Source organism: Cohnella ginsengisoli (genome assembly GCF_029525555.1).
Classification (GTDB): domain Bacteria; phylum Bacillota; class Bacilli; order Paenibacillales; family Paenibacillaceae; genus Cohnella; species Cohnella ginsengisoli.
In genome coordinates this window covers 31,812-56,843 of the sequence record NZ_JAPDHZ010000005.1, presented here as the reverse complement: position 1 = coordinate 56,843, position 25,032 = coordinate 31,812, and the positions used below count along the sequence as shown (strand labels likewise).

Genomic DNA, 25,032 nt, shown 5'->3' with positions numbered 1-25,032 from the left:
AGATGGAGTTCCATCGTACGGAAAGATGGTTAGAGCCGCTCGTATCAAAAAGCTGAATGAGTACGAGTATGCAGAGGAAATCATAGAGCGATGCTCGCTAACTGGATCCGACCAAGAAGGGAACTGGCGTAAGGATGGAATGCATCATGTAGATCATCTCCAAACAAAAGATGACGAGTGGCTCATCGCAGTTGATGGACATTTCATGAAGGAACAAAACTATCTCATTTGGAAGGCTAAACGTTTTATTCAGAGACCTTTCTATAGTTCTTATAAATTATCTCGCAACATTATTCGAAGATTGCAACTTATTGTTCATTCATTTATGTATCGTTTGGTGATCAAAATGAAAAGCAATTCGTGAAAAGACGAATTGCTTTTGATCAAAGGATTTCGTTGTCGCTTAAATTTCAAATCTAGCTGCTTCCGATCTATACTATTCTCATTCATTTTTCAGCAATTCAAATACAACTTCCGCCAATCGTTCGTGCTCGCGTTCATATTCCATCGATTCGCGGCCGCAACTATCGTCGCGAATATTGTATTGAGCAATCAGTCGGCCTGGATGGGCTCCCATAACGATCAATTTTGTTCCTAATCGAATAGCCTCATCAACATCATGCGTCACCATAACGAATGTTTTTCCGGTATCTTTCCACAATTTTACAAATAAATCATGCATTCGGCGTTTAGTGAAGGCATCTACTGAAGCCAGCGGCTCATCCATGAAAACGATCTTCGGGTTGGTCACTAGCGTTCGCGCCAATGATACACGTTGTTTCATTCCGCCTGAAAGTTCATAAGGATATCGTCGAACCGAGGATTCCAAACCAACGCTTCTGAGTGCATCTTGCGTTCGTCTGTTTCTCTCTGGCTTTAAGATCCCTTGCATCTTTAAGCCAAACGCCACATTGTCCATCGCGGTCAACCAAGGAAATAATGTGGCCTGCTGCATCATGATTCCGCGCTCTAAACTGGGTCCTTCGATTCTTCGGCCAAGAAAGAGCGCTTCTCCGTTCGTTGGCGTTAAGGTTCCTGCGAATATTCCCAGCAAACTGCTTTTTCCACAGCCTGACGGTCCAACGATGGTTACGAACTCCCCCCTCGTCTATCGTCAAATTTATGTCTTGCAAGGCACAAAATGTTTTCTTGCCTTGTTCATACGCAAGCGAAATATGCTTCAATTCAAGAACCTTCATGACTTCTCCCGGCTCCGCGTACAGCTTCTTGCAATAAACGAGAAGAAACGGCATCCTGGAATACCTTTTGAGAAGGCACCTGGTCGATCAGGTTTTGCTCCTTCAGGAAATGCGCCGTATCCTCCAGCACTTTCCCAAAGTTCCCCTGATGATCGGGCGTTCCTAAATAATCGGAGGTCAACTGCTCATCGGCTGAAAGCCAAATCAATTCTTTCATCATCTCTAAGGCTTCTTCATGCGAAATCCCAAATTCTTTGGCTACGACTGCGGCAGCTTCATCGGGATGACTTCGAAATAACGTCACGGCTTTATTCAGCGAAGCGAGATAGGTTTTGACTTGCTCGGGATGACTTTCTGCAAAGGACTTGCGAACAACGATTACGTCTGCGGTAACGATGCCTTTATGTGCCAGTTGCCCGCTTGTGATCAGCACATGTCCCCCCGTTTTGCTGCATTTGCTGCAAGGTCGGCTGCCAGACGTAACCGCCGTCGATATCTCCCCGATTCCAGGCAGCCAGCATATCGGCCGGCTTCATATCTATGATATGAACCTTGCCTGAATCGATTTGCGAAGCCTGCAAGGCGCCCAGCAAGGAATATTGCGTGGTAGAGCCAAAAGTAACGGCAATCGTTTTTCCGACCAAGTCCCCTATCTCCTGAATGCCGCTTGTGTCTTTGACGACCAAGGCTTCATTGTCCCCGATCACGTCTGCAAGCCATATCACTTCATAATCGATCCCTTTTGACAAACCGGTCGAAACTAATGTGGACCCCACCAATCCGATGTCAATGCTGTCAGACGCCAAGGCGTTGTTTACGTCGCGTCCGGAGTCAAATGGAACCCATTTTACCTTCCATCCGCTCAGGGCTTTTTCGTGCCATCCTGCGCCTTTTGCCACGGCTTCTGTGTTCGGAATGGTCTGAAACCCGATACGGATTTCCTTCGATTTACTGCCCGGGTCCCCGCACCCCGCTATTAGCCCCATCATGGCGGCAAGCAGAACGATTCCGACAAGGCGTATAAATTTCAATTGTACCACTCCTCCTCGATTACTCGGCTTTGCCTTTCCAAGGTACGAACAGACGTTCCAGACACCGGAAACAACCTTCGAGAACCAACCCGGTCAATCCCATCGCCAGAATCCCGACAAAGACATGATCGCTCTTCAAAAATTTGCTGGCATCCAGCACCATCCATCCGACACCCGATTCCGCCGCCACCATCTCCGCTGCGACAAGCGTCGTGTAGATGAACCCTAAAGAAGTTCGCATGCCAACAAAGATATCCGGAAGCGTGGAAGGGAAAATGACGTATCGGAAAAGCTTCCAGCCCGATGCGCCTAAGATCCGAGCAACCAGCATTTTGGCGGGATCTAAGCTTTCGACGGCGGACACGCAAGCGATAAAAATCGGAGCGAAGCCAGCAAGAAATAAAAGCATGATCTTCGACATCTCCCCCGATTCCAAACCATAAAATTAAAAGCGTATAGTAGGCCAATGGCGGTAATGGCCGGTAAAAATGAACAAGCGGAGCGACAATAGCGCGAATCGAATGCCATCTCCCGCATAATAGTCCGATCGGCACCGCCGTCAGGACGCAGCACAGAAAGGCAATGAGAATTCGAGCGAGACTCGTGCCCAGATGATTCCAAAAGACTTGACCCGTGGTAGCCCTGGCCAAAAGCATCAGAAACAAAGGCTTGCCACACGGAGCTTGGAGAGGGCAAAAATAAGAGCGGAACGAATCCGCTGTCCGAAACCAATATCCAAACGCATAAAAGGACGATAAACACGCCAATTGACAAAAAGAAAGCAAGCCGTTTGTTGTTCATTTCCTCCTCCGATTAGCCACAGTTATCCAGAATTTTTTGCCAAGTAGGAATATCATATGTGCGCTAAAGCGATTGGGGACATCCGACCCGGCCCATATTTCTGAAAATCCGAAGCCCTTACGGCGACGAGCCCGATTCGGAAAATGCCCAACCCGGTCCCGCAGATGCCCATATAATGAAGAAGAGCGACGAACCTCGAGGAGAAGTGAACCGATGGGCAAATGGGAGCTTCACCGTTTTTATTACAAAGACAATCTTGTCCGCAGCCATATGCCGCCAACGGCTGTCTATGGCAAGATGAGCCTCCGAAGCTACTTGAACAAATATGGATCCGTCTATATCAAGCCGAATTACGAACATCAAGGCGCCGGTATCATCAAAGCCTGGAAGACGGATTCCGGCCGCTATAAGTATGTCAAGGTTAGCGGAAAGGCGACCGAATTACCTTCCCCCCAATGCGCTGCATCGCAAGCTCAAGCTTCGGAAAAAGCCGATTCACGTCGTTCAAAAAGCGATTCCGCTCGCTAAAGCAGGAGGAAGATCGTTCGACATTCGCGTCATGATGATGCGTCATCGAAGCCGCTGGACCTATATCGGGATGCTGGCTAAGGTAGCAGGCGCAGGAAGCGTGATTACCAACGTTAGGCGAGGCAATGGATACGTATTGTCCGTGCCTGAGGCTCTTCGTCAGGCGGGGCAAAAGAGCCATGCCGCTAAGATGGAGATGCTAAAAAAAGCTAAGTTATAGGATCTGCAACCGATTCGACCGCTATAAGTATTCCAGACAGATCGGTATCGATTACGGAATCGATCGGTCAGGGAAAGTCTGGTTAATCGAGGTCAATTTCGATTATCCGTCCCATACGCTGTTCGCAAAGCTGAAAGACCGTTCTGCCTACCGCCGCATTAAGTCGATTGCTGCCTCCTGGAGAAAATGACATCCTTAGAATGAGCGATCGGAAGACCCAGTCCTGTCCCTGTCGGTCACCGTTCCTGCCCTTTGCTTCAGATGCTCTGTTGCTTCGTGATAGAAGTCGCTTGTGCGCCATCATCGTTTCTTGCCCATAATTTGCTCAAGAAAGTAGCCGTAGACCAAAAACGTAAACGGGACGAAGCAGGAAAATACCTCTGCTTCGTCCCGTTTTACTAATTCGGCTTCATTTCAGCCTCTTGTTTCAACTTTAGAAGGGCTTTTGGGACAGCGCCCTCGTAAGCTATGACTTAGATGCTCTTATCCACGCAAGCGGTCAAACGCTTTTCGATATCAGAGGCTATGTTCATCAAGGCGTCGTTCTCCACAAGCCCAATCACCGCCGTCGGCTTTGGCATGCCGATCTTGGTCGTGCCGTTCTCCACATACACGGCCAGTTTGCAAGGCAGAAAGTATCCGACCAATGCGTTTTCAGTTAATACACGCTTGGCTTCGACCGGATTACATACTTCCAGGATCTGATACGGCATTTCAAATTCAACGCCTTTCTCTTGCAGCTTCTGCTTCATATCTAGCTGCCACAGGACGCCGAACTTCTCTGCCTTTAGATTTTCCGTCAAAGCTTCAATCGCTTGTTCAGGCGTTTTGGTTGTATCAACCGTATAATGGAACATTAGTGTCGCCTCCCATAATCATCATTCCTCAACAATCAGAACGTATTCAATTGAATTTCTCAATCGTGTTATCGTTACCCTAAGCGGTCTCCATCAAACGTTGAACTGACATTACTTACGTGCTAGTTTGCCGTTCCAAGCGCTCAGACCGCCTTGCAAATGAGACAGTTTTTGATGTCCGCTTTTCTGCAGCACCTTCGCCGCGCTTTTGCTTCGCATCCCGCTTCGGCAATAGAGCAGAACCGGTTGATCCTTCGGGATCTCGGAGAGTCGTCCCTTCAATTGGGATAACGGAATGTTTTTGGCACCGGCAATAAATCCGCTCTTATATTCGCTCGGCTCACGAACATCCACGACCGTCGGTCTGCCTGGTGTGGTTGTCGCCATTTCAGTACGGAATTGCTCTGCGTTCAGGTTCCGGAGCCCTTTAGCCGGTTTAAACCTCGTATAAGCAAACCAAACGACAAGCGCGATAAATACAATGTTAATGATTGTACCCATGTCCAAAACATCCACACCCTTCCGCATTGGATCGTTTGCCTGTCGGCATAAAAACATGACCTTTTACCGCATATAGTTGCCGGAAACCGCGCTTATGCAAGATGCGGGCGGCTTTATTGCGCTGATAACGGCTTGCGGACAATATAACAACTTTGTTTTCCTGGGATAGCTCTTTATGCCACACATAAGGCAGGCGTCCGAGTGATATATTGATCGAGCCGGGAACATGTCGCTCCAGATAGTCCGACGCATCCCTTACATCGAGTATTTTCACATTTGGATTGTTTTGATTTGAATCCACCCATTCAATGCCGTGCACATTATAGAGGGAAGGAACGGGCAAATACCCGTGCAGGACCCACAGGATCACAGCCCCGGCAAGGACAGACAAGAGTATCATATGAAGTCCTCTCTACAGCGCTGCAGCAGCTGATCGATGACGCAGCTGCCGCAGTTCGTGGTTATTTTATAGCGTTAGAGATACCAGCTTGTCCGTCCAAGCGTTCAGTCCGCCGGTCATATTCACAACGTCGAATCCCTGCTCGCTGAGCAATTCGCAAGCCAGGCCGCTCCGATTGCCGCTTCGGCAGATCACGATGGTCTCTTTCGACGGGTCCAATTCATGCATCCGTCCGGTAAGCTGGCCCAGCGGAATGTGCTTGGCACCTTCGACATGACCGGCCGCCCACTCATCTGGCTCACGAACGTCAAGCAGATTTAGCTTCTCCCCCTTGTTCAGCTTGTCAGCCACATCCTGCGGCGTCGATGTCTTTGGAATCTTGAATGCCATATGGTCTCTCTCCTTATTCATGGTTTTATCAACCGGCCAAGTGTGCGATTAACGGCTCTTCACTAACAACTCGACGGCCTCTTGTACCATTTTTCCGGTATCTTGATTGCCGGCGGCTTGCTCAGCCAATATACACTGATGCAGATTTTCCGCTACGATCTGTGCAATAGCCTTGTCCGAGGCATTGCGAACGGCTGACAGCTGCGCTACGACGTCCTTACAGGACTGTCCTTCCTCCATCAGCCGCAGCACGCCTCGGATCTGACCTTCAATTCGGCGAAGGCGCGTTTTCATCGAATCCGTGTAATTGTATTCCATCTTATCTGCTCCTCTCAGTCATACCAGTATAGGTATAGTATAGAGCAAAAAATAAATATCGACACCGATTAAATGAACAAATTGACCTTGCCGTTCGACGCATCACCCAGATACGCGGCTACGCCTGCATATTCCAAACCGTCGATTAACTCTTCCTGCTGCAGGCCGAGCAGATCCATTGTCATCGTACAAGCCACAAGCTTTACCCCCTGCTCTTGTGCAAGCTCGATCAATTGAGGCAACGTCAATGCGTTGTGTTTCTTCATGACATGCTTGATCATCTGGGGACCAAGACCCGCGAAGTTCATTTTAGATAAGCCCAGCTTCTTGGCGCCGCGCGGCATCATCCAGCCAAACGCCTTCTCAAGCAAGCCTTTATTTGTTTTAACCACCTCGTCCTTGCGGAGTGCATTCAAACCCCAGAAGGTGAAGAAGATCGTCACTTCATGATCATAGGCTGCCGCACCGTTCGCAATAATAAACGCCGCGATTGCTTTATCCAGATCGCCGCTGAACAGCACGATCGTCGATTGATCTGCCATTATAATGAAACCCGCCTTTCATCTCTATACTTATACCCCTATAGGTATAATACAAGGTTTGAAAAAAGAATTACAACCCCTATCGGATGCGCTTTAAAGGATGGTCGACCAAACCTTAACAGCGGTGAGGGCTATCAATACAAATAAGCCGTATCTCAGCACTTTCACGTTTATTTTGGCGCTTATTTTCGAGCCTAGCGGCGCACCGATCAGACTCCCGATAACGGTGAACACGGTTGGCCACAGCGGAATATCGCCGCCGGTGATTTTTCCGATGACGCCGCCAATCGCCGATATAAAGACGATGGCGAGCGAAGAGGCGATTGTCGTGCGTGTCGGAATCTTAAGAACCGTCAGCATAATCGGGATGAGTATAAACGCGCCGCCGGCTCCCACGATACCTGACACGATGCCTACCACAAAAGCGGCGACTACCGCAATCCATTTATTGAAGCGCAATTGATCCGTACCCGCCTCTTCCGTACCTCTCCGCGGAATGAGCATAAGGATGACCGCGAGCACGGCAAGGATACCGTAGATCAGATTAATAACATCGCCGTTCAACATGCCGGAAACGAATCCGCCGATCAGACTTCCTACAAGGATACTGCTGCCCATATACAGGACAAGCCCCTTGTGTACGACCGAAGGGCCGTTTTTGCTTTTTTTCCGAAACGCCAATACGCCCGCGAGCGAAGCAAAAAAAAACTTGAAACATGCTTATCGAAGACACTTCATGCGCCGAGAAATGAGCGACGCCGAATAGCAACGGAATATATAACAGCAAGGGATAGTTGATGATCGCCCCGCCGATCCCAAGCAAGCCGGAAAAGAAGGATCCCACCAAACCGAGCACAATCATAACAATATATAGCAGAACGTCCATCGGCCTCCTCCTTTGATTTTCTAGGCACTGAGTTTCATGTAAGCCATATACGAATAATCGAAAAAGGGATATAATAAAACCGATTAAACGCATGTGGAATGAGGTGTAATGGTGTTAAGAAAGGTCCTGGCTTTATTTGAAGATAAATGCCCGGTATGCGATGACAGGCTACAAGCGGTAAGCAATGCAGCGTGCTGCACCAAAGCCTGCCCGCAGGGTCACTATAAAGAAGAAAGCTACTGCACGCTCGGCGTAACGATTGTTTACGACGAGTTGAAATAAGCGAACACGCCGATGTGTTCGCTTATTCCCTTTAGAGCCATTAGATCTTCTTCACAAAGAATTTATAAATGCCGCTTTCTTCCTTATAGCTAAGAAGCTCGTGTTTCGTTTGCTTGACCCACGCTTGAAAGTCATTCACGGATCCTTTATCCGTGGATTGTACCTCCATAATCTGGCCCGGGGCGAGACCGTCGAGCGCCTTCTTCGCCTTCACGATCGGCATCGGGCAAGCCATTCCCTTCGTATCTAGAACAAGATCTGCTTTCATCATTTTTCCTCCTTATTTAACGATCGTGCACGGCGCAGCGGTTCGGACCGATTTCCATCTCGCGCTGCTCGTCTTCGCTTGGGTTCATTTTGCCCATATTCGTTTGGCGGATTTCCTGATAGGCGTTAGGCTGCGGCGGCAGGTTTTCCGTTACCGCTCGGCGGAACGCATCTTCTTCCTTCATGTTCAGGCCGGGGTTATTGCGATACAGATCGGACAGCTTCGCCATCACCCTGCCGCCTTCACCCAGCTCCGTTACTTTGCCGAAATGAGCCGGCAGGACAAACAGATCCTGCGGTAATCCCTTATAACGGCTGTACAGCGTTTCACGCAGATCGCTCACCCAGTCCTCGGCTTTGCCTGCGAGATCGGGACGGCCGATCGACTCGATGAACAGAATATCTCCGGTCAGCAGATACTGGTCGTCCACGATAAACGACGTGCTCCCGATCGTGTGGCCCGGCGAGTAGAGCGGCTGAATCCGAATCGTCGTGTTGCCAACCGTGATGTTCCGACCTTCCTCAAGCTTCTCATAGGCAAAGGTCACTTCGCCTGCATCCTTCGGCGGCAGCCAGTAGGTGGCGCCGGTTTGCTCTGCCAGCTTGCGTCCGCCGGAGATATGGTCGGCATGCAGGTGCGTGTCGAGCGTATGCTTGATTTGAGCGCCTTGCGCTTTGGCGAATTGCTCGAATACATCCGTCATGCGCAGCGTGTCGATCACGGCAGCCTCGCCATTCGAGACGACCATATAAGACAAGCAGCCTTTACCGATCCGAACGAACTGGTACAACGATCCGCCCCCATTGAGCTCGCCTACCTTCACCGGCTCCAGGTGCTCGCTCCACGACTTCATGCCGCCTTCCAGGTATTGCACGTTAGTTCGGCCCGCTTCGACGATTTGTTCCGCCACGAATTTCGAGGAGCCTTCCTTCGCGCAGACGACGAGCAGTTTTTTGCCGTCCGGAATTTTGTCCAGCGCATCGTCAACGCCGTCCAGCAGGTCGAAGTAAGGAATATTAACGATATCGATGCTTTCGCCTTCGACTTTCCAGTCGTTAAAGTCGCTTTCGTTGCGAACGTCGAGAATGAACAGTTCTTCGTGGGCCAGGACGATTTGGGTGAGTTCCTTGGCCGTCATGATGCTCAATCCGGTTGTGGCCTCCATCTTACGTTTCCCCCCTTTGTTTTTAGAAAGTCAGCGAGACGTTGGCATCCTTGGCGAAATCCAGGAACGTGACCGCTCCGCCGACTTCGATGCCATCGATGAAATCTTCTTTTTTCAGGTTCATGACGTCCATCGTCATTTGGCAGGCGATGATCTTGACGCCCAGTTCTTGTGCCATTGCGACAAGCTCGGGGATGCTAGGAATGTTTGCGTTTTTGAAGCCTTCGGCGATTTGTTCCCTTCCTGCCGGAAGCGGCAATTGATGATGCGCCTGCTTGTGAATCAAATTAAGCCCTTCGAAGGTGAAAAAGATCGCCACTTCGGCATCCGTTGCAGCTGAAGCCGTTGCGATGTTGAATACCTTGTAGGCGTCGAACAAACCGCCGTTGCTTGCGATAATGGCCACTTTCGTACTCATGTTGGTAACCTCCGTTTTGTGTAATTAGTTTTGTATAACTAATGGTTGTTTTCCGTTGGTCCAGTCCATCCGGACATCCCCGGTTCTACATTTGTCACGTTTTTGAAGCCTTTCTCGGTCAGCAGCTGACAGGCAAGATCACTGCGGGTACCCGTGCGGCAGATGACATGAATGTCGTCGTCCGGCTTCAATTCGTTGATGCGGTTCTCGAGCTCGCCCAGCGGAATGGAGATGGCGCCCGGAATGCGGTTAAAGACATTTTCCGCCTGTTCCCGCACATCGAGTATCTTTACGTTTTCACCAGCTGCCAGCTTTGCTAACAAGACTTCATTCGTAACCACATCGGGATGTTTTCTCTCTTCCTTAACTTCGCCCGGACTGGATTTGCGTAGATAATGCTTCAGTACCTCTCCCTCTTCTACCGTTCCCAGATACTGATGGCCGGTATTTTTCGCCCAGCTTTGGATATCTGCAAGCGAGCCTTTATCCGTTGCTTGAACTTCAATGACCTGGCCCGCTTCAAGCTGATCCATCGCCTTCTTCGTTTTCACGATCGGCATTGGGCAAGCAAGACCTTTGCAATCAAGCGTTTGATTCGCGTGAATAACGGACAATGCAAGAACCTCCTTTGATTTGTTCCTTGTTACTTGTGGCGAACAATTCAGAATATATCAAACCATTACCTATACCCCTATAGGTATATTAACGACGAGACGCCTCTTTGTCAACCTCGTCGAAAAAAAAGACACTCCTACACCATGGCGCATACATTATATATGTCTTTATGGCTGTGGCATTAAACTAAAGGAGCGATATTTTTGACATACCCTACTAAACCAATCATACATTCTGCACAATTAGCGTCGCACCACTTTCAACAAGCAGACCTATTCGGGCATTTAAAGCTTGCCGCTGCAAGCCATCCGGCACTATTCCATCACTACGCCAGTCAGCAATCTTTGAATAAAGCAATAGCCCATCGTTACGCTATCGTTTCCTTAGAAACGGGAGCAGCCTACCAAACCGATTTTTCAATGCAAAATGATGGCCGACATGCAAGATCATTTCAACGCGCATTATTAAATTCGCTTCGAGAAGGCGGCTACATTTTCTATTCCAGACATGGGGAAGCCACTGAAGGCACGGACCAAGCAAATTTAAGCTTTCAAGATTGTACGACCCAGCGGAATCTCTCCGCTTTGGGAAGAATGCAAGCCGTCTTGTATGGAGATGCCTTTCAAAAATTAAGGATCCCGGTTGCTGCTCCTATTCAGGCCAGTCCATTTTGCAGAGCGATTGAAACCGCTGCTTTAGCCTTCAAAACAGGAAATATTAAGGTCGATCCGTTAGGTTATGATATTTATCGTTTGAGCGGAAATTTGGATCAGATGGAACAAGCAAGAATACTGAATAACCTTAATGAGGAGCTGGAAGAGCAACCGCCCAAGGGGAGCAATAAAGTTATGATTTTTCACAGCTTCCCGGCAGGAGTAGGACTCGGTCCGATTTCTGATATGGGAACTGTTGTCGTGAGACCCCGTGGACGCGGAAAGGGATTTGATGTGGTTGCGAGGTTATCTCTGGAGGAATTAAACAGCCTTGGCGACACGATCCGTCCCCTATGCTGTTCGCAAAACTGAAAGAGTTGTCTACCGGCTCCAAAAGTCGATCGCCGTCTCCCGGAGAAAATGACTTACTTAGAATATACGAATAATGCCCCGTCCCTGGACGGGGCATTATTCGTATCCTGGTCTTTGCTGAATCATCGACTACGTCCTGTTTTAGAAGGAGTGGTCGCTGCTTTTGATCGAATCGGTTGGGCATCCATCAAGGGCATCTTGAAGATCGTCATACAAACTCCCGGGAATGGCCGTTACCCCTCGGTTACGGTCGTTCTCGTAAATGCCCATCGCTAACCCATCGTCGTCATAATCGAAAAGTTCGGGCGCCGCGGCGCCGCACGCTCCGCAAGCAATGCAAGTATCCTGGTCAACTCTCGTGTATAATGCCATGCGTCGATCCCTCCAAGGTTGTTTTCTGCGAGCTTTCGAATCGAATGCTTGACTGCGAGTATATAGAAACAAGCTTTAAATTAGCTTAAATAGCGATGAGTTTGAATTTCAGGTTCGGGACGCGCTGCTCTCGTCGGTCGCTTTGAAAACTTGAATCTTAACGCTTGATAAACGTTGCCGGCCAGCAATCCGATGTACAAATAGATCAGCCCTCCAAACAGCCCGTAGATAACGGAGCCAGCAGCGCCGACAATCACTCCGAATAAGACTTGATCAGCCGTTTTGGCAGGTGAAGTCGGCGGGTCCGTCAGCATCAGCATGGCAAAAAACAGCGCTGCGTTGATAAAAGGCGGTCTCAGCGCGTCATAAAAGCCGCCGGTCCGCAAGCTCTCAGCGTGAATAGGCAGTATGCCAGAGGCCAGGACGAATAGCGCGAGAAGATACACGACCGCGAAAGAGAACACTTGGGGAAATTTCTGAATCCGGTTGGTCACCCAGAAGCCGCCGATCAGAACGACGGGCAAGAGCCAAACCGGCAAATCCCCGAACGCTCCCCACCAGCTTTGCTGCGCATGAAAAATAGGAACGGACAAAAGCAATCCGAAGGTCGCAGGGTTGAACAGCGGCTTTTTCCGGTAAGCTAACAAGTGCTTGGACAAAATGGATACGGCGACGGTTGCCGCAACGACGTACCATGGAGACGTAAGGCTCAGAATCAAGGCGACGATCAAACCTGTGATGAATGCACCGTCGAGAAAAATTCGTTTCCTTCGCTCGATCAGACAGCAGACGGCGTCGAAAGCGACTGCCGATGCGACCGCAATCAGGGCATTCTTCACGCCATCCCATTCACGGGAAGCGGCGGAGGCGATTCCCAGGAACGCGAGCAGGATGAGCAGTACGTTTCCTTTCGGCGACTTGAGCCATACCTTCGGTTTCATTTCTTACATTCCTCCAACCTTGACGATCCGTAAATCCGGCTTGATGAAAACGCCATGAAGCCCAGCCTGTTCGAGAAGAGACTCGGCCTCTTCCTCTCCCAGTAGAAATGCGGCGGTCGAAAAGGCGTCAGCCAGCATGGCATAGGGAGCGATGACGCTGCAGCTGACCCAGGCGTTCGGCGACTATGTTGTTCGTGGATCGACGATATGATGGACGCCTCCAAAGGCGGCGCTTCTTCGCTCGTAGCTTCCGGACGTGCAGATGGCTTCGTTCGATATGTTCACCGTCTGAACGGACTCGTCCCTCCGTTTCGGATGACGGATCCCGATGTTCCAGACGTTGTTTCGCTCATCTGCCCCACCCGCGATCAGATCGCCGCCGGCGTTGACGATGAAGCGTTCGAACTGACGGAGCTCCCTAGCCGCCAAATCGATGGCGAACCCTTTGGCCACCGCTCCTAGATCGATGACCATTGGTTTTCGCAGCAGCAAAGTCCGATTATGCGCGTCCAGCTCGATGTCCCGAAAAGAGACAGAACTGTCTGATGGATTGTCCGCCATTTCACCCGTCAAGTACCTGCGGTTAAAACCGAGCTTCTCCATCGTTCCACCCACCGTCGGATCGAATATGCCGCTTGTCCAATCCGCAAGTTCCAAAGAGAACTTTAGCGGTTCGAACAAGTAAGACCCGATTGGCACCGAAACGCCGATCTGACAGCAAGCCCTCATGAGCTCGCTGTCGGGATGAAATCGGCTGCAGGCGTCCTCCACCTTGCGAAATGCTGCGAAGGCCCGTTCGATAGCCGTCTCTGCCTCTGCCTTCGACCGTTCGGTCTCTAACTGAATGTCGATGACAGTATCCATGTACAACTTTGTTCTTCGCATCGCCTCTAGCCACCTACCCAATCTTCGCTTGCGCCAGTGCGTCAGCTACCGCATCCTCGAAAGCCTGCGTGCTGTATGTGGCGCCGGATACATTGTCCACCTGCGAGCTTTGCTTATGCAGCACTTGGTCCGGCAGATCGACGACATCGCTCTCGGAGTAATGCATCGCGAAGTCACTGATTTCCACATCCGTAATTTTGTCGCGCTTCACCGTGACGGCAACTTGAATCGAGCCCCGCCGGTTGCTGCCGATCCCCGTATAGGTACCGTCGTTGTAGCGTTTATTGACAGAACCCGGACTCTTCGCAGGCGCGTCCGCTGATGGAGTAGCGTTGGCGGCGGCGTTTGGAGATTCGCCATTCTTTTCCGGAAGTGCCGAACTGCTCGGAATCGGATTGCCCGCGTTAAGCAAGCCCTCTGTGGAAGTCGGGCCGATCGGGTATAAGCTGCCTGAAGCCTGCATGTCCGTTCCGACTCGCGTTCTCGGTTGTGGCAGGTATGCTTGGAAATTCGACGCAACATATTCCGAAGCATAAATGACGCCGATCGCGGCGGAACAAAGAACGATCCATTTCTTTTTCATTTTGGCCATCGGCAATCCTCCTTGCGCTACAGGACCAGTGTAGCAGGACATTATTTAAATTTTCTTAAAGCCTGGCTTTTTGATAACATGGTGAGGATGATGAGACCGAAATGGGTGGGATCAGAATGCGAGTGCTGGTGGTAGAGGACGATGCTTCTCTTCTTCGGATCGTCCGTGACGTCTTTGAAGGCGAAGGGTTTACGACCGACGGCATAGAGAACGGCGATGATGGCTGGTATTGGGCTGAGAAGGCCGTTCACGATTTGATCGTTCTCGACGTGATGTTGCCGGGAATGAACGGAATCGATATCGTCCGCAAGCTGAGAGTGAAAAACAAGGAAATTCCGGTTATTATACTGACGGCTAAAGATGCCGTGGAGGATCTGGTGGCCGGGCTCGATGCAGGTGCGGACGACTACGTCACAAAACCGTTCGCTGTCTCCGAGCTGCTAGCCCGCACACGGGCAGTCCTTCGCCGGAAGGGCACGATCGGGCAGGAAGGCGAATTAAAGGCGGGCTCCATCCGACTCGTTCCTGCGGATCGGTCGGCATTCGTTGGCGACGCGTCGCTGAATTTGACGGTCAAGGAGTACGAAATGCTGGAATGCTTTCTATGCAACAAAGACCGAATTATAACCCGTGACCAGATTTTTGAACGGGTATGGGGTTTTGACTCATCGTCGGAATTGACGGCCGTCGACGTGTACGTACACCATCTCCGCAAGAAGCTAGCCTCTCTAGGCGCCGATTCGGCGCTTCGCACCATTCGTGGAGTCGGTTACAAGTTTACGGGTGAATCAGATGTTCAGTAACCTCCGTATTAGGCTGGCCATCCTGAACGCCGCTGTCCTCCTGCTCGTTCTTTTGTTGCTCAGCTCCGTGCTTTACGTTCATTTGCGGCATCGCCTAATTCATGAAGCTGATGAAGTGCTAATGCAATCGGTGCCTCGAATTGAATCGTTCCATAATTTGACGGAGCTGATTCGCGGCAAGGATCAAGATCCCCAGCAGGATGAGAAAACGACTTACCTTTTCTGGGATCCGAACGGTAGCTTGATCGGACAATCCCCCCGATCGGTCGCTCGATCCGAAGATAGCCGCGCAGCTGCGCAGGCCTTCCGCCGATCGGGCGATTCGAACCTTGACGGCGGGCGGCAATCGCTTTCGGGCTTTGACGTTTCTCAATACTAACGCCAGCCTCGAGGCACATTCGATCACCGTTATCCGAAGCTTGAGAGACGTGGAAAATACGCTCCGTTTGCTATCGCTTGATCTTGCCGTTGGAATCGTGGCAGGCGCGGCCATTTCCATTCTTGCCGGCTTGTTTCTCGCACAGAAAGCGCTCGTTCCTATCCACCGTTCTTGGGTGAAGCAGCAGCGCTTTGTAGCCGACGCCTCGCATGAATTGCGTACGCCGACCGCGGTTTTACAGGCCCGTACGGAACTTCTGCTTCGCCATCCCGAACGTTCCATCGAAGAAGAGAGCCACAATATCGCCGTTATTCTTCAGGAAAGTAAGCGGATGGGAAAGCTAATCGTCGATCTCCTGACGCTCGCGCGATCTGATTCTAACCAGATACAGATCCAAACCTCCGATGTTGCGCTTGATTCTCTGATTTTCGAAGTGGCGGATCAGTTTCGATTTCTCGCCGAAAACAAGCGGGTTAAAATCGAAACAAACGTACAGCGGCCATTGACGATTTTGGGAGACGAGGCGCGTTTGCGCCAAATGTTGGTCATATTAATGGATAATGCCTTCAAATATACGTCCTTCACGGGACGGATACAGGTCAGTGGCGAGTTCCGATCCCATTCGGTTTATTTGAGCGTCGCTGACACCGGATGCGGTATTCCCAAGGAAGATCTTCCGCATGTCTTCGAGCGGTTTTACCGCGGGGACAAAGCTCGCTCCCGCTCGCAAGGAGGAACCGGCCTCGGACTGTCCATCGCCAAATGGATCGTTGAAGCGCATCGCGGCACGATCCGAATTCGTTCCGAGATCGGCTTGGGAACAAAAGCGGAAGTTTGGATTCCTCGCACACAAGAACGTCATTACCCGATGTTCGCCAGACGTTTTGCGGCCAGAAGGGATCAACGCCGACGCTGAGTTTAAACCGAATTGAAATATTTTTGATGCTGCCGAATGGAAACAGCAAATTTAAGAAAATTTAAATAAATACAAGTTAAAATGACACTGTCAGAACGAAAGCCATCCATTAAGGGGGGAAGTCGAATGTTGAATGAAATCTTAAACCACACGCATCCTATTCTTGTCCACTTTCCGATCGTGCTGATTACCGTCGGTTTGCTGTATGATCTGATTGTATCGATCCGACACCGTGCTTTACCGCTGAGGCAAGGAATATGGATTTGGCTTGCTGCCGTTTTATCCGCATGGCTGTCTGTAGCAACCGGACCCGAGGAAGATGCTCGGGGCAACACCTCATTTTTAGAAATCCATAGTACATTAGCGGATATTACAGCGTGGGTGGTAAGCATTCTTGTCGCGGCGAGGTTATTCATGATATTTCGAGGCAAAAAATCTCTTTTCAAATTCTCGCTTATTGTTTATTTAGCAATTGCCATTGCCTCCTGTGCTTTAGTCTTGGGAACCGGTTATTATGGCGGAAAAATGGTTTACGACAATGGCATAGGCGTGAAGGCAAACGGTACTCCGGTAAATCCGCCGAAGGGAAATCACGATTGAACGACGACGCTTGCGCAAGGAGCGAAAATTGTGAACGAATCCGAAAAGTTAACGCATATTGAACGTCATTTTACTGCATCCGATACCATTCGGGACATCGTCATCGGCATGTCGGACGGGCTGACAGTCCCTTTTGCCCTTGCCGCCGGTCTCTCCGGGTCCGTCTCCAGTACGAATATCGTCGTCATCGCCGGTCTTGCGGAAATCGCGGCCGGCTCGATCGCCATGGGATTAGGCGGCTATCTGGCCGCCCGAACGGACCGAGAGCATTATGAAAACGAACTGCAGAGGGAACGGCGGGAAATCATTGAAGTTCCAGAGCGAGAAAAGGAAGAAGTCGCAGAAGTTCTCCGAAAATGGGGAATTCAGGAATCAAGCATCGAATCGGCAGTCGAGGAAATAAGCGGGGACCAGAATCGTTGGGTCGCATTTATGATGAAGCACGAGCTTGGACTTGAAGAGCCTGAGCCCAAAAGGGCCCGCAACAGTTCATTTACGATCGGTTTATCGTATATCGTTGGCGGGTTCATTCCTTTAATCCCTTATATCCTTATTCATCGCGCCGCTGCCGCTCTGCTCGTCTCCATCATCGCGACCTTAATTGCCTTATTTATTTTCGGGTACGTAAAAAGGTAAATTTACCGGCTCTAGACCGCTTAAGAGCGCTGCGCAAACCACGTTAGTCGGCGGCGTGGCGGCAGGCATCGCCTTTCTTGTCGCCAAGGTCATATCCTGACTTCATTTTAGTTAACATAATATCCATTATGAATCTTCTTGTTGAAAACTAATGTATATTCGACTCCCGCCTAGCGAATACTGGGAACATATTTGCCGGGAAACGGAGAAACCATATGCAGGTCACAGAAAAAATCAGCCGCACCCAGCTGGGTTACTTGATCTTCACTTTTATCATCTCGACGAACTTGTTGACCGTTCCTTCTTTTACGGTAATGTTCGCCATGCAGGACGCCTGGATCTCGGAGCTGATCGCATCCGCGACCGGCTTCGTGAGCATTTGGGTCATGTGCGAGCTATCGAGGCGATATCCCGGATTGACCATCGAACAATACAGCGCACGCATTCTCGGGAAATGGCTGGGTAAATTAGCGGCGGCCAGCTATGCGTATTACTGGTTCATTTCGATATCGACTTTAACGACGCAGCACACGGGCTTTGTCAGCACGCTTTTGCTTCCGGAAAGCCCCTTCCTCGTGATCAGCTTGACTTTGCTGGCCTTAAGCGGCATTGCCGCCTTTCTCGGCATTGAAGTCATCGCCCGATCCAACGAGTTCTTGACCTTGCTCCTGCTCGTCTTGTTCATCCCCCTCCTGGTCTTGACCATCAAGGACGCCGATGTCCATCAACTCAAGCCGATTGTCGAGAACGGATTCGGCCCGGTGCTGCAAGGCGCGTTTAATCCCGCTGGCGGATTCATGAATCAGGTGTTTATTTTGGGCTGGCTCCTTTCCTACTACGAATCCTCCTCTAAAGCGCGCAAAGTTTCGCTTATCGCCCTGACGTGCGTCACGCTGATGTCCGTCAGCCTCATCATGCTTACGGTTATGATTCTCGGTCCGTTGACGGATAAATTAACCTATTCGTTCTTGAGCGTCGTCCAATACATCGGCATCGAAGGCTCTTTCGAGCGTCTCGAAGCAATCGCGGTTTCCACATGGGTCATCGGTTGTTTCGTCAAAATATCGGTGTCTCTGTTCATATTCTGCGTGTGCATAAGCCGGATTTTCGGAATTAGCGACTATCGGGATCTCGTCTTTCCGCTCTCCCTGCTGTCTTTGATCGGCTCCGTCTGGATTTTTCCGAACGCGGCCGCTCTGCTCAATTATCTCGTCTTTACGTTCCCGCTTCTGGCCTTCTTGAATCAAAGCCTTATCCCGTTGTTGCTGTTAATAGTGGACGCTGCCAAAAGAAAGGCCGCGCCTTCAATGCTTTAACAAGTATTGTCCGAAGGGCTCGAGCAATCGCTGAACCGGGAGAATAAAGCTTGGCAGCTTCGTCCGCGCCAGCAGCAAGGCACCGATAACGAGGCATATGCCCATCGTCCCGCCATACACGGCCGCTTCTTTGTTTTTATGCGAGGCGAGCAGCGATCTCATGCGCATGATCGTCCATACACTGCCAAGCACGATGTATCCCGCGATGTATGCGATCATTTTCGATTCTCCTTCTGGTTTAGTTGTAAAGGCGGCCCGGACATGCCGGCACTGCCGATCGTCAGCTTCACGTCTACTGCGATGTTCGCTTTGGCAAAGCTTCGATCCCACCGACTTTTCAGCTTTTTCCACTCCTTTGGCTTGTTTCGGTGGAGTATTTGGCCAAAGCCGACGGCGTCTGCGTTGTATTGCCTTTGAAGTTTAATTATGACGTCCTGGACTTGTTTCTTGGCCGACTGTTCCAGTGCATGCTGCACCAGCGCGATCATTTTCGGTCGGGTGATATCCAGATCGGTATTATTTTCGATCAACGTACCTCTTCCCTGGAGCAATAAGTTAAACCAGACGCGATCCCCTTTAATTTCAGCCGTGATTTTTCGTTCGGCATGGGTAATGAGCATCCCCACGTTCCCTTGACCGCCCGGCAGCTCTGCGTTGATTCTCCCGTCCTTCATATGATTGGTCGCCCAATTGAGGCCGTCCGTTTCATAGCCGTTCAGCAAACCGACCAATCTCAAATCTTTGAACACGGCGGCCCCGGCCAACTTGAACAGCTCCGCCTTGCCCGGATCGTTCCCTTCAGACTCGACTTCGATCGTGCCCATGATCGGATCGATCCCCCCTATCCGATGCCGCTATAAATAAATCGCGCAAATTCACCGCAATCTCGCTATGCTGGCCTTCCATTTCCTTGATCGCCTCCATCGGCACCTGGTCAAAGGGATATTTCGTTTGCAGCACTTTCCGCGCTTCGCCCCCCCCTTAACGACCATCATGTAAGTTCGCAATCGCTGACGCGGATCATGCGCGAAAACGTCAAGCACGCCGTTAATTCCGCGACGGCCCAGCGTTTCGCCGATGAAAATCACGCTGCGATGGGCGGTAAAAAGCTTCCGCGAGCTCTTCTTTTGCAGCATTTCGAAGGCTTCGTTCGCGTTCTTCCCGGTAGCCGACAGGACGAAAAATTTCTGCTGCGGTCCGCCTCCTGCGACTCCGCCAGGGGTCGAAGAAGGAATCGCGATCTGCAGCGACAGCCGGTAATCGCCGTTCTCCGTCAGATCGAACGCGCTTCCGGCGATGAACGCCAGATCGTTGATCTCCGTTCGGTCCCAACACCCGCTCAACACGCATACGGACAATAGCAAACAGGCTTGCCAAGCGCGATTCATGACCGCCTCCCCCCGGTAAGGGCTCGGCTGTTGTCCGGCCGGCTCGCGAACCCGATCGGCCATCGCCGTCGCCTGCGGACGATGCCTCTTCGCCCAGATCGGCAACCTGATGAGGATATCCTTCAAGCTCGAGCGCTGAATCGGGGCGAGCGGCGTCAAGTACGGAACGCCGAACGAACGCAACGAAGCCACGTGCAGCACGATGCTTAATAATCCGAGCACGATCCCGTACAATCCGAGCGTGCCTGCCAGAAGCAGGATCGGAAACCGCAGCAGCCGTACGCCGCTTGCAAAGCTGTAACGCGGAATCGTAAACGTGGCGATGCCCGTGATCGACACGATGATGACGACGGGAGCGGAGATGATGCCCGCTTGCACGGCCGCTTGGCCGATGACGAGCGCGCCGACGATGCTGATTGCTTGACCGATTTGTTTCGGCAGGCGAATCCCCCGCTTCCCGCAGCGCTTCGAATACGATCTCCATCAGCAGCGCCTCGAAGAAAGCCGGGAAGGGAACGGCCTCTCTGGCGGATGCGATGCTCAGCACCAAGTTCGTCGGAATCATTTCCTGATGAAAAGTCGTAATCGCCACATACAAAGAGGGGGGCGAAAATGGCGATGAAAAGGAACAGGAACCGGATCCAGCGTACGAAGGTGGCGACGGGCCACCGAATATAATAATCCTCGCTCGCTTGTAAGCCGGTCCAGAACGTCATGGGGACGATAAGCGCGAATGGCGTGTTGTCGACCAAAATGGCGATTTTTCCTTCCAAGAGCTCGGCGGCGACGACGTCCGGCCGTTCGGTGCTGTGCGTCTGCGGGAACGGGGAGTACGGCAGGTCTTCGATAAACTCCTCGATGTAGCCGGAATCCAGAATGCCGTCGATCTGAATCCGTCCCACTCTTTCGCGCACTTCTCCGATCAGCGATGCCGCCGCGATCCCCGCGATATAAGCGAGTATGACCTGCGTCCGGGACAGCTCTCCGATCGTGACCGTCTCCATTTTGAGCCGTGGCGTTTTCAGCCGGCTGCGAAGCAATCCCATGTTCGTGGAAATGTTTTCGATGAATCCGTCTCTCGGTCCGCGGATGACCGGTTCGGAGGAAGGCTCTTCAAGGCTCCGCTGCTTGATGCCGTCAGCCTTCGCCAATATAGCGCTATTGTCGCCGTCTTGAAGCACGGCCGCATGACCGTTCAATAGCTGACGTACGATTTCATTGACGTCCGACGATAGCTTCGCGGACGCCGATGTGATCAGCCGGTCCGTCAACGCTTCCGCACCTGTTCGCTCCGAGTCGGCTTGAGCCGCCTCGCGCGACATCAACGGTTTTAAAATATGATCGTCGATGACTTGTTCGTCCGCCAAACTGGCGATATAAATGACCAGCAGCGATTCCTGTCGTTCAAGACAAACGCGCCGGAAGACGATATCTGAGCAATCCTGAAAAACGTGCCGGAACGTCGCTTCGTTCTGCTCAAGCGCTGCGGTTAGCCTCGCGTCTTCCTCGCCCTCTCTATCGAGCGACTCCTGCATGGCGGGATACTTCGGATTTTGTCGCATCCATTTCCTCAATCGTCTCAAATGAGATGCCCTCCCCAAAAGAACCCCGATGGCTATATTTTCCCAATCGGCGAACGAAAATATGCGACGCATAACTGCGAGGCGCGCAAAATGCAAAATCCCCTCACAGACGACGAAAAAGCACGCCATAAAGGCGTGCCTTTTATTCCTGGATCTGCTGTTATCTCGCGATGGCGCCGACGACCGGGTGCGGTACATACGGTTGTTCGAGCGATGCGATCTCTTCCGGCGTCAGCTTGACGGACAGCGCAGGTATCGCTTCTTCGAGCTGGGACATGCTCGTCACGCCGATGATCGGCGAAGCGACGATGTCCTTTTGCAGCATCCAGGCAAGCGCGACCTGTACGCGAGGAATGCCTCGTTGCGCCGCGATCGCCGCGACCCGATCCGCGATCGGCCGATCGGCTGCTTGCATCGCGTCGTACTTCGTCCGCTGGGCCTCGTCGGTTTCGAAGCGAGCCGTCGTGACGCCCGGATCGCGCAGCAGCCTGCCGGACGCGAGCGGGCTGTATGGGATCACGGCGATTTTCTCTTCCTTGCAAAGCGGGAGCATCTCCCGCTCCTCTTCTCTATACTGTAGATTGTAATGGTTCTGCATGGAAACGAACCGCGTCCAGCCGTTATTCTCCGCGGTATGCAGCGCCTTGAGGAACTGCCAAGCGAACATCGCGGAGGCGCCTATATATCTTGCTTTTCCTGCCTTGACCACGTCATGCAAAGCCTCCATCGTCTCTTCGATGGGCGTGTCGTAGTCCCAGCGATGAATCTGATATAGATCCACATAGTCGGTTCCGAGCCGCTTCAGGCTGTAGTCGATCTCGCTAAAGATCGCCTTTCGGGATAGCCCTGCGCCGTTAGGTCCCGGACGCATGCGGAAGTGCACCTTCGTCGCGATGACGACCTCGTCCCGGTTCGCATACGCCTTCAAAGCCCGACCGACGATCTCTTCGCTCGCGCCCGTCGAATAAACATTGGCCGTATCGAAAAAGTTGATGCCCAGATCAAGCGCCTTTCGGATGATCGGACGGCTGTTCTCCTCGTCGAGAATCCACGGATGCGTCCAACGGCTCGCGTCTCCGAAGCTCATGCAGCCCAGACAAAGCCTGGATACGTCCAGTCCGGTATTCCCCAGTTTTACGTACTCCATATCGATCATCCTTCCTCCATCGGGTTGCCAAGCTTATGATCTATATTAACTTAGATGGAGGAATCATCCTAATGGCATTGCGATTTGCGCTTCGCTCTCCGCCCGGCGCTTCGACCGGGCCAGGATCCGTTTGCCGTCCGATTCGTCGAACGGTTCGTAGATACGTTTGGTTTTCATTCGGCTTCTAGATACTCGCAAAACACCAGACGGTTGCCAAAAGGATCCGTCACGGTGCATTCTTCGGAATTCCACGGCGTTTTTTGCAAACCAGGCCTGGCATACATGTATTTTTTATCGATCAGTTCTTTTTTGGAACTCCCGCACGCCGCTCATGTTGATACGAATCCCCGCGCCGGGACAGCAATCCCCGTGATGCTCGCTCAGATGAATTTGAATGCTGCCTTTGGAGATCTGCATATAGAGCGGCATTTCGGGTTCGAACCGATGCTCCCAGTCCAGCGAAAAGCCTAAAAAGTCCAAGTAAAACGTCTTTGCGATGGCTTCGTCGAAAATGCGCAGGATCGGTATGACTTGCGAAAATTGCGCCACGGGCCGGCCTCCCTTTCAATCGATAGGACTTGTGCTCCTTCGTTTGATTCGCTGCCGGCCCCGGCTTTTCCTTTATGGCCCGGATTTTATCAATCGCGGGTCGAACGTCGGCCAACCGGACGGCGAAGGCATACCCGAGGACCGCTTCGCTAGCTGTCCCGCGCCTCCGCCGCAGAGCACTTCGGCTACGATGACACGCGAAGCGTCCTTTGGCACGATCGGACTTGCAGGCGGATTTTCGCGGCTTCGGATCGCGAGCGCCACGGCTTCGCGGAGAGATGCCGCGTCCTTGGCCATGCGCAGCGCTTGCCTCCGTCCCCAGTATTCCGCATTGCCTTGCTCTTGGCCCGGTATCGGTTTGTACACGACGACGGGTACGCCCATCGCGATCGCCTCGGTTAGCGTGACCGCCCCTGCCTTCGTGACGATGCAAGACGCGACGGACATGTACGCTTCGATGCGATCCGTATAGCCGATCACCTGCACCTCAGTTCGGCTTTCGTAGCGCTTTTCGAGCCTGCTGCAGAGCCTGGCGTTGCGGCCGGCGACGAGCAGCAGCGTGGCGGACAGTTCCAGTGTCAGCAGCGAATCGACCAGCCGTTCGGGATCCGACAGCGCGCCGATCATGACGAGGACGTACGTCCGATCTGGATCGAGTCCCTTTTCGCCGCATATCTCCAGCCTTGAACGGCGCTCGCCGCGGAACTGCCCGCGAATCGGAATGCCCGTGACATGGATGCGATCTTCGCGGATGCCCATGCCGGCGATCTGCGCCTTCATCTCCTCCGTCGCCACGAAGTAGCCGTCCGTGAGCGGATGGATCCAGCGGGTATGCAGCTCGTAATCGGTAATGACGGTGTAGGTCGGGATCGCGATGCCCGAGGACGCCATGGCCCGGTATGTCGCGAGGAACGGAAACGTGTGGATGACCGCGTCGGGCTTGATCGTCCGCAGAAGCGCAGCCATCTTGCTTTGGCCGAAGGCATGCAGCCATCTGCCGAGCGGGCGATCGTGCTTCATGCCGTTGGTGACCTTGTAGCTCCAGCCGTACGTTTTCGGGAACCAGGTCATGCTCTTGGCATACGCGCAGCGGACGATCGCGTCCATCGCGGGATGCGCTTCCGCGAACAGATCGACGAGATGCAATTCGAACCGCGTCCCCGGATGCGAAGCGAATTGCTGCTCGAGCGCCTTGGATACCTGGTAATGGCCGTCCCCGAACCTTGCGTATACGATCAGGATTTTCCCTGCCCGTTCCTCCATCGCCGTTCCCCCCTCGATACGCTTTGCGCGGCAGGCGCGAAGCGCAGGCTCTTACCTTCAATATAATGCTCGATCCTAATCGGCGAATGAAGCGTTCTTTAACGGGGTGTAAACATAAACATAAGAATCCCCTATAAAATGCAAGGTAGACCCGGCCCTTTATACGCCTGGTTCGACTATGCTCAATGTGGCGCTAACTGACTATTCCCAAAATTT

At 52.0% G+C, this 25,032-nt stretch carries 31 protein-coding genes and 6 pseudogenes; 11 read left to right on the top strand and 26 right to left on the bottom strand.

Annotated features, from left to right (window positions below):
* On the top strand, window positions 1–364 hold a 364-nt coding region (locus tag OMP38_RS26335), incomplete at its 5' end, for a hypothetical protein (protein WP_277567728.1).
* A gap of 78 nt (window positions 365–442) precedes the next feature.
* On the opposite strand, the pseudogene OMP38_RS26330 reads toward OMP38_RS26335, so the two are convergent.
* The 4 genes and pseudogenes from OMP38_RS26330 to OMP38_RS26315 form a co-directional block, all read right to left on the bottom strand.
* Window positions 443–1,093: pseudogene (locus OMP38_RS26330) on the bottom strand (ABC transporter ATP-binding protein); the annotation flags it as partial.
* A 92-nt stretch (window positions 1,094–1,185) separates the two neighbouring features.
* A complete protein-coding gene (locus tag OMP38_RS26325) occupies window positions 1,186–1,632 on the bottom strand; it encodes a hypothetical protein (RefSeq protein ID WP_277567727.1) in 447 nt (148 codons plus the stop codon).
* Window positions 1,601–2,230, bottom strand: coding sequence for a taurine ABC transporter substrate-binding protein (locus tag OMP38_RS26320; RefSeq protein WP_277567726.1), 630 nt, complete (start codon window positions 2,228–2,230; stop codon window positions 1,601–1,603). Before OMP38_RS26320 ends, OMP38_RS26325 begins: the two co-directional genes overlap by 32 nt.
* Window positions 2,231–2,249: 19 nt before the next feature.
* The gene (locus OMP38_RS26315) at window positions 2,250–2,651 is read right to left on the bottom strand and encodes an ABC transporter permease (protein WP_277567725.1); all 402 of its coding nucleotides are present in this window, start codon (window positions 2,649–2,651) and stop codon (window positions 2,250–2,252) included.
* Between the two features lie 593 nt (window positions 2,652–3,244).
* Here OMP38_RS26315 and OMP38_RS26310 point away from each other — a divergent pair.
* The 3 genes from OMP38_RS26310 to OMP38_RS35135 are packed head-to-tail and all read left to right on the top strand — an operon-like array spanning window position 3,245 to window position 3,969.
* Window positions 3,245–3,559, top strand: a complete 315-nt coding sequence (locus tag OMP38_RS26310; RefSeq protein ID WP_277567724.1) for a YheC/YheD family protein — start codon at window positions 3,245–3,247, stop codon at window positions 3,557–3,559.
* A complete protein-coding gene (locus OMP38_RS35140) occupies window positions 3,444–3,779 on the top strand; it encodes a YheC/YheD family protein (RefSeq protein ID WP_338130664.1) in 336 nt (111 codons plus the stop codon). The genes OMP38_RS26310 and OMP38_RS35140 overlap by 116 nt, the downstream gene beginning before the upstream one ends.
* A 1-nt stretch (window position 3,780) precedes the next feature.
* A complete protein-coding gene (locus tag OMP38_RS35135; RefSeq protein WP_338130665.1) occupies window positions 3,781–3,969 on the top strand; it encodes a YheC/YheD family protein in 189 nt (62 codons plus the stop codon).
* Between the two features lie 283 nt (window positions 3,970–4,252).
* On the opposite strand, the gene OMP38_RS26305 is transcribed toward OMP38_RS35135, so the two are convergent.
* The 11 genes and pseudogenes from OMP38_RS26305 to OMP38_RS26255 form a co-directional block, all read right to left on the bottom strand.
* Entirely contained in the window at window positions 4,253–4,636 is a 384-nt protein-coding gene (locus tag OMP38_RS26305) for a DUF302 domain-containing protein (RefSeq protein WP_277567723.1), read from the bottom strand.
* A gap of 111 nt (window positions 4,637–4,747) precedes the next feature.
* A complete protein-coding gene (locus tag OMP38_RS26300; RefSeq protein ID WP_338130663.1) occupies window positions 4,748–5,137 on the bottom strand; it encodes a rhodanese-like domain-containing protein in 390 nt (129 codons plus the stop codon).
* Window positions 5,121–5,537 (bottom strand): rhodanese-like domain-containing protein, encoded by a 417-nt coding sequence (locus OMP38_RS26295; RefSeq protein ID WP_277567721.1) that lies wholly within the window; start codon window positions 5,535–5,537, stop codon window positions 5,121–5,123. Before OMP38_RS26295 ends, OMP38_RS26300 begins: the two co-directional genes overlap by 17 nt.
* Window positions 5,538–5,603: 66 nt before the next feature.
* Window positions 5,604–5,927, bottom strand: a complete 324-nt coding sequence (locus OMP38_RS26290; protein ID WP_277567720.1) for a rhodanese-like domain-containing protein — start codon at window positions 5,925–5,927, stop codon at window positions 5,604–5,606.
* 48 nt (window positions 5,928–5,975) lie between these two features.
* Window positions 5,976–6,245, bottom strand: coding sequence for a metal-sensitive transcriptional regulator (locus tag OMP38_RS26285; RefSeq protein ID WP_277567719.1), 270 nt, complete (start codon window positions 6,243–6,245; stop codon window positions 5,976–5,978).
* A gap of 68 nt (window positions 6,246–6,313) precedes the next feature.
* A complete protein-coding gene (locus OMP38_RS26280) occupies window positions 6,314–6,787 on the bottom strand; it encodes a DsrE/DsrF/DrsH-like family protein (protein WP_277567718.1) in 474 nt (157 codons plus the stop codon).
* Between the two features lie 93 nt (window positions 6,788–6,880).
* A pseudogene (locus OMP38_RS26275) lies at window positions 6,881–7,673 on the bottom strand (sulfite exporter TauE/SafE family protein).
* A 322-nt stretch (window positions 7,674–7,995) separates the two neighbouring features.
* Window positions 7,996–8,223 carry a sulfurtransferase TusA family protein gene (locus OMP38_RS26270; RefSeq protein WP_277567717.1) on the bottom strand — a complete coding sequence of 76 codons (228 nt, stop codon included), beginning with the start codon at window positions 8,221–8,223 and terminating at the stop codon, window positions 7,996–7,998.
* Between the two features lie 16 nt (window positions 8,224–8,239).
* On the bottom strand, window positions 8,240–9,388 hold the full coding sequence (locus OMP38_RS26265) for an MBL fold metallo-hydrolase (RefSeq protein ID WP_277567716.1): 1,149 nt from the start codon (window positions 9,386–9,388) through the stop codon (window positions 8,240–8,242).
* 22 nt (window positions 9,389–9,410) lie between these two features.
* Window positions 9,411–9,806, bottom strand: coding sequence for a DsrE/DsrF/DrsH-like family protein (locus tag OMP38_RS26260; protein ID WP_277567715.1), 396 nt, complete (start codon window positions 9,804–9,806; stop codon window positions 9,411–9,413).
* Window positions 9,807–9,844: 38 nt separating this feature from the next.
* Window positions 9,845–10,420, bottom strand: coding sequence for a sulfurtransferase TusA family protein (locus OMP38_RS26255; RefSeq protein ID WP_277567714.1), 576 nt, complete (start codon window positions 10,418–10,420; stop codon window positions 9,845–9,847).
* Between the two features lie 204 nt (window positions 10,421–10,624).
* Here OMP38_RS26255 and OMP38_RS26250 point away from each other — a divergent pair, with 204 nt between their 5' ends.
* The gene (locus tag OMP38_RS26250) at window positions 10,625–11,446 is read left to right on the top strand and encodes a histidine phosphatase family protein (protein WP_277567713.1); all 822 of its coding nucleotides are present in this window, start codon (window positions 10,625–10,627) and stop codon (window positions 11,444–11,446) included.
* Between the two features lie 141 nt (window positions 11,447–11,587).
* On the opposite strand, the gene OMP38_RS26245 is transcribed toward OMP38_RS26250, so the two are convergent.
* The 4 genes and pseudogenes from OMP38_RS26245 to OMP38_RS26230 form a co-directional block, all read right to left on the bottom strand.
* Window positions 11,588–11,818 (bottom strand): ferredoxin, encoded by a 231-nt coding sequence (locus OMP38_RS26245; protein WP_277567712.1) that lies wholly within the window; start codon window positions 11,816–11,818, stop codon window positions 11,588–11,590.
* An 80-nt stretch (window positions 11,819–11,898) separates the two neighbouring features.
* Entirely contained in the window at window positions 11,899–12,759 is an 861-nt protein-coding gene (locus OMP38_RS26240; RefSeq protein ID WP_277567711.1) for an RnfABCDGE type electron transport complex subunit D, read from the bottom strand.
* A gap of 3 nt (window positions 12,760–12,762) precedes the next feature.
* Window positions 12,763–13,623 (bottom strand): annotated as a pseudogene (locus OMP38_RS26235) (FAD:protein FMN transferase).
* A 34-nt stretch (window positions 13,624–13,657) separates the two neighbouring features.
* On the bottom strand, window positions 13,658–14,236 hold the full coding sequence (locus tag OMP38_RS26230) for an FMN-binding protein (RefSeq protein WP_277567710.1): 579 nt from the start codon (window positions 14,234–14,236) through the stop codon (window positions 13,658–13,660).
* A 116-nt stretch (window positions 14,237–14,352) separates the two neighbouring features.
* Between OMP38_RS26230 and OMP38_RS26225 the strand changes: the two genes are divergently transcribed.
* The 6 genes from OMP38_RS26225 to OMP38_RS26200 all read left to right on the top strand — a co-directional run bounded on the left by OMP38_RS26225 (window position 14,353) and on the right by OMP38_RS26200 (window position 18,886).
* Window positions 14,353–15,039, top strand: coding sequence for a response regulator transcription factor (locus OMP38_RS26225; RefSeq protein ID WP_277567709.1), 687 nt, complete (start codon window positions 14,353–14,355; stop codon window positions 15,037–15,039).
* Window positions 15,020–15,418 (top strand): hypothetical protein, encoded by a 399-nt coding sequence (locus OMP38_RS26220; RefSeq protein WP_277567708.1) that lies wholly within the window; start codon window positions 15,020–15,022, stop codon window positions 15,416–15,418. The genes OMP38_RS26225 and OMP38_RS26220 overlap by 20 nt, the downstream gene beginning before the upstream one ends.
* Entirely contained in the window at window positions 15,369–16,334 is a 966-nt protein-coding gene (locus tag OMP38_RS26215; RefSeq protein WP_277567707.1) for a sensor histidine kinase, read from the top strand. Before OMP38_RS26220 ends, OMP38_RS26215 begins: the two co-directional genes overlap by 50 nt.
* Window positions 16,335–16,460: 126 nt before the next feature.
* On the top strand, window positions 16,461–16,934 hold the full coding sequence (locus OMP38_RS26210) for a DUF2231 domain-containing protein (protein WP_277567706.1): 474 nt from the start codon (window positions 16,461–16,463) through the stop codon (window positions 16,932–16,934).
* A 30-nt stretch (window positions 16,935–16,964) separates the two neighbouring features.
* Window positions 16,965–17,570, top strand: coding sequence for a VIT1/CCC1 transporter family protein (locus OMP38_RS26205; protein WP_277567705.1), 606 nt, complete (start codon window positions 16,965–16,967; stop codon window positions 17,568–17,570).
* Window positions 17,571–17,785: 215 nt separating this feature from the next.
* The gene (locus tag OMP38_RS26200) at window positions 17,786–18,886 is read left to right on the top strand and encodes a GerAB/ArcD/ProY family transporter (protein WP_277567704.1); all 1,101 of its coding nucleotides are present in this window, start codon (window positions 17,786–17,788) and stop codon (window positions 18,884–18,886) included.
* Here OMP38_RS26200 and OMP38_RS26195 read toward each other — a convergent pair.
* The 7 genes and pseudogenes from OMP38_RS26195 to OMP38_RS26160 form a co-directional block, all read right to left on the bottom strand.
* Window positions 18,875–19,105 carry a hypothetical protein gene (locus OMP38_RS26195; protein ID WP_277567703.1) on the bottom strand — a complete coding sequence of 77 codons (231 nt, stop codon included), beginning with the start codon at window positions 19,103–19,105 and terminating at the stop codon, window positions 18,875–18,877. The two genes, OMP38_RS26200 and OMP38_RS26195, sit on opposite strands and share 12 nt — an antisense overlap.
* Window positions 19,102–19,710, bottom strand: coding sequence for a Ger(x)C family spore germination C-terminal domain-containing protein (locus tag OMP38_RS26190; protein ID WP_277567702.1), 609 nt, complete (start codon window positions 19,708–19,710; stop codon window positions 19,102–19,104). Before OMP38_RS26190 ends, OMP38_RS26195 begins: the two co-directional genes overlap by 4 nt.
* A gap of 51 nt (window positions 19,711–19,761) precedes the next feature.
* Window positions 19,762–20,202, bottom strand: a pseudogene (locus OMP38_RS36685) (Ger(x)C family spore germination protein); the annotation flags it as partial.
* Window positions 20,203–20,283: 81 nt separating this feature from the next.
* Window positions 20,284–21,836 (bottom strand): annotated as a pseudogene (locus tag OMP38_RS36235) (spore germination protein); the annotation flags it as partial.
* 181 nt (window positions 21,837–22,017) lie between these two features.
* Window positions 22,018–23,004: an aldo/keto reductase gene (locus tag OMP38_RS26170; RefSeq protein ID WP_277567701.1), complete on the bottom strand. Its 987-nt coding sequence runs from the start codon at window positions 23,002–23,004 to the stop codon at window positions 22,018–22,020.
* Between the two features lie 173 nt (window positions 23,005–23,177).
* Window positions 23,178–23,553: pseudogene (locus tag OMP38_RS26165) on the bottom strand (glyoxalase superfamily protein).
* Window positions 23,554–23,625: 72 nt separating this feature from the next.
* Window positions 23,626–24,816: an MGDG synthase family glycosyltransferase gene (locus tag OMP38_RS26160; protein ID WP_277567700.1), complete on the bottom strand. Its 1,191-nt coding sequence runs from the start codon at window positions 24,814–24,816 to the stop codon at window positions 23,626–23,628.
* Window positions 24,817–25,032: the final 216 nt, after the last annotated feature.